This window comes from Microbacterium sp. Bi128, from assembly GCF_918698205.1.
This window is the reverse complement of record NZ_CAKKMM010000471.1, coordinates 1-3,518: the sequence shown is the minus strand read 5'-3', so window position 1 is coordinate 3,518 and position 3,518 is coordinate 1. Positions and strand designations below refer to the sequence as shown.

The window sequence follows — 3,518 nt, the reverse complement described above, 5'->3', positions numbered from 1 at the left end:
CAGATGTACTTCGCATCCAGCTGGTCGGCGATCTCGACGGCGGCCCGGGTGATGGCGCCGCCGCGGGTCTTGGGCTTGGTGCCGAGCGGGGGGACGCGCTCGAGGCCGTGGACCTCGGTGGACTCGATGATCCGGGCCATGACCTTGACGGTCTCGATCGGGTACTTGCCCACGCTGGTCTCGCCGGAGAGCATGACCGCGTCGGCGCCGTCGAGCACCGCGTTGGCGCAGTCGGAGGCCTCGGCGCGCGTCGGGCGCGGGTTGTCGATCATGGACTCGAGGACCTGGGTGGCTACGATGACCGGCTTCGCCCAGCGGCGTGCCAGTTCAACGGCGCGCTTCTGCACGATCGGCACTTCCTCGAGGGGAAGTTCCACACCGAGGTCGCCACGGGCCACCATGATGGCGTCGAAGGCGTCGATGATCTCGGGGAGCTGCTCCACGGCCTGCGGCTTCTCGATCTTGGCGATCACCGGCACGCGGCGGCCTTCCTCGTCCATGATCTCGTGCACGCGGACGATGTCCGAGGCATCCCGGACGAAGGACAGGGCAACCATGTCCACGCCGCGGCGCATGGCCCAGCGCAGATCGTCCTCGTCCTTTTCGCTCAGCGCCGGCACGTTGACGGCAACGCCGGGCAGGTTGATGCCCTTGTTGTTGGAGACCCAGCCGCCGACAATCACCTGGGCGACCACCTTGACGTCGTCGACGTCGATCGCGCGGAGGGCGACCTTGCCGTCGTCGATCAGCAGGGCATCACCGGGGTTGACGTCCTCCGTCAGGCTCTTGAGGGTCGTGGAGCAGATGTCCTTGGTGCCGGGAACGTCCTCGGTGGTGATCGTGAACGTGTCACCGACTTCCAGGAGGTGGGGACCGTCGACGAAACGTCCGAGGCGGATCTTCGGGCCCTGCAGGGCGGCCATGATGGCCACGGCCTTGCCGAGCTGTCCCGCAGCCTTGCGGACGTTCTCGTAGGTGTTGTCGTGCACGGAGTAATCGCCGTGGCTCATGTTCATGCGTGCCACGTCAACGCCGGCTTCCAGCACGGCCAGCGTGTTGTCAAAGCTTGCGATTGCCGGTCCGAAAGTGGCCACGATTTTAGCGCGTCTCATATACCTACCCTACTGGTGTGTTGCATGGATTAAGTTGAAGTGCGGATGAATCCCGGAGGTCCTGTGGGACTACAGAACAGCCATCGCACGGTCGGTCGGCGCCACGGGTGCCGGCAGAATGGTGCTGCCCATCAGGAACTTGTCCACCGCGGCCGCGCAGGCGCGCCCTTCGGCGATGGCCCAAACGATGAGCGACTGGCCGCGGCCGGCGTCGCCCGCGACGAAGATGCCTTCAGTGTTGGTCATGTAGTAACCGTCGCGTGCCACGTTGCCGCGCCCGTCGAAGTCGGCCTGGACCTGGTCGGTGATCCCGGCCGGCTCGGCGCCGGTGAAGCCCAGGGACAGGAAGACGAGGTCCGCCGGAATGATCCGCTCGGTGCCGGCCTTCGGCAGGCGCTTGCCGTCGACGAATTCCGTCTCCGCAACCTTGACGCCCGTGAGTTTGCCGTTTTCCCCGACGAACTCCACGGTGGAGGCGAGGTAGGTGCGTTCGCCGCCTTCCTCGTGCGCGCTGGCGACCTCGAACAAGGTGGGGAATGTCGGCCAGGGCTGGTGGCCGGCCCGCTCGACGGGCGGCTGCTTGCCGATCGCCAGTGTGGTCACGGACGCGGCCTGGTGACGGTGCGCGGTGCCGAGGCAGTCGGCGCCGGTGTCGCCGCCGCCGAGGATGACCACGTGCTTGCCCGCGGCATTGATCTGGTTCTCCACGGTCTCCCCCGCCACCACCCGGTTGGCCGGCACGAGGTAGTCCATGGCGTAGTGGACGCCGTCGAGGTCGCGGCCCGGGATCGGCAGGTCACGCGGGACGGTGGCCCCGGTGGCGATGACGACGGCGTCGTACCGGCGGCGCAGCTGCTCCCACGTCACGTCGGTGCCGACGGCCACCCCGGTGCGGAACCGGGTGCCTTCGGCCTTCATCTGCTCCAGCCGGCGGTCCACCTGCTCTTTTTCCATCTTGAAGTCGGGGATCCCGTAGCGCAGGAGGCCGCCGATCTTGTCGTCGCGCTCGTACACGGCCACAGTGTGGCCCACCCGGGTCAGCTGCTGGGCGACGGCGAGCCCGGCGGGGCCGGATCCGACGACGGCGACCGTCTTGCCGGTCAGGCGCGCCGGCGGCAGCGGGTTGACCCAGCCGTTCTCGAAGGCCTGGTCCACGATGGACACCTCGACCTGCTTGATGGTCACGGCGGGCTGGTTGATGCCGAGTACGCAGGACGCCTCGCAGGGGGCGGGGCACAGCCGTCCGGTGAACTCGGGGAAGTTGTTGGTGGCGTGCAGCCGCTCCATCGCTTCCTCGCCCTTGTCCCGCCAGACGAGGTCGTTCCATTCCGGGATGAGGTTGCCCAGCGGGCAGCCCTGGTGGCAGAACGGGACGCCGCAGTCCATGCAGCGGCCGGCCTGGCTCTTCAGGACACCCTTTTCCTGGGCCTCGTAGACCTCTTTCCAGTCCATGATGCGGACCGGGACGGGACGGCGCGGCTGGGTTTCACGCTGACGTACTTTCAGAAATCCGCGTGGATCAGCCACCGGTCACCTCCAGGATTCGAGACCAAACTTCTTCGCCGTCGGGGTCCAGGCCCTCTTCGATGGCGTCAAGACGGGTTTGCAGGACGGCCGCGTAGTCGCGCGGCAGCACCTTGGTTATGCGGGCTGCGGTGTCATCGAAGTTCTCGAGGAGCCGTGCCGCGAGCAGCGACTCGGTTTCCTCGAGGTGCTTGACGAGCAGCCCGTGGACGATGTCGCGGTCCTCGGCGTCGAGCTCGCGCAGCTGCAGCTCGCCTGACTCGAGGGCCTGCTTGTTGACGCGCTCGGTCTGCAGGTCCAGCACGTAGGCCGTGCCCCCGGACATGCCGGCGCCGAAGTTGCGGCCGGTGCGGCCGATGATGAGCGTCTGGCCGCCGGTCATGTACTCGCAGCCGTGGTCCCCGATGCCTTCGACCACCGCGGTGGCGCCGGAGTTGCGGACCAGGAAGCGTTCGCCGACCTGGCCGCGGAGGAACAGCTCACCGCTTGTGGCGCCGTAGCCGATCACGTTGCCGGCGATCACGTTGCGCTCGGCCGGGAACACGTTGGTGCGGTCCGGCCGGACGATGATGCGGCCGCCGGAGAGTCCCTTGCCGACGTAGTCGTTGGAGTCGCCGAACATGCGCAGGGTGATGCCGGCCGGCAGGAACGCCCCGAGCGACTGGCCCGCGGTGCCATTGAGCGTGATGTCAATGGTGTCCGTGGCCAGGACGTCGGTGCTGAAGGTCTTCGTCACGACGTGGCCGAGCATGGTGCCCACGGAGCGGTCCGTGTTGATGACGTTCACGGAGATCTTCACCGGCGTGCGGTCGCTCAGCGCTTCGGCCGCCATGGCGATCAGGCGCTGGTCGAAGTGCTTGTCGAGTTCGTGGTTCTGGCCTG

Annotated in this window: 2 protein-coding genes and 1 pseudogene; all 3 read right to left on the bottom strand. The window is 67.5% G+C overall.

Annotation, left to right across the window (positions count from 1 at the left end):
• The coding region (pyk, locus tag LQV45_RS21255; RefSeq protein ID WP_230008707.1) for a pyruvate kinase at positions 1–1,112 on the bottom strand (1,112 nt) is incomplete at its 3' end.
• Positions 1,113–1,181: 69 nt separating this feature from the next.
• Positions 1,182–2,639, bottom strand: a complete 1,458-nt coding sequence (locus LQV45_RS21250; protein WP_028277049.1) for a glutamate synthase subunit beta — start codon at positions 2,637–2,639, stop codon at positions 1,182–1,184.
• A pseudogene (locus LQV45_RS21245) lies at positions 2,632–3,518 on the bottom strand (glutamate synthase subunit alpha); the annotation flags it as partial. The gene LQV45_RS21250 and the pseudogene LQV45_RS21245, both read right to left, overlap by 8 nt.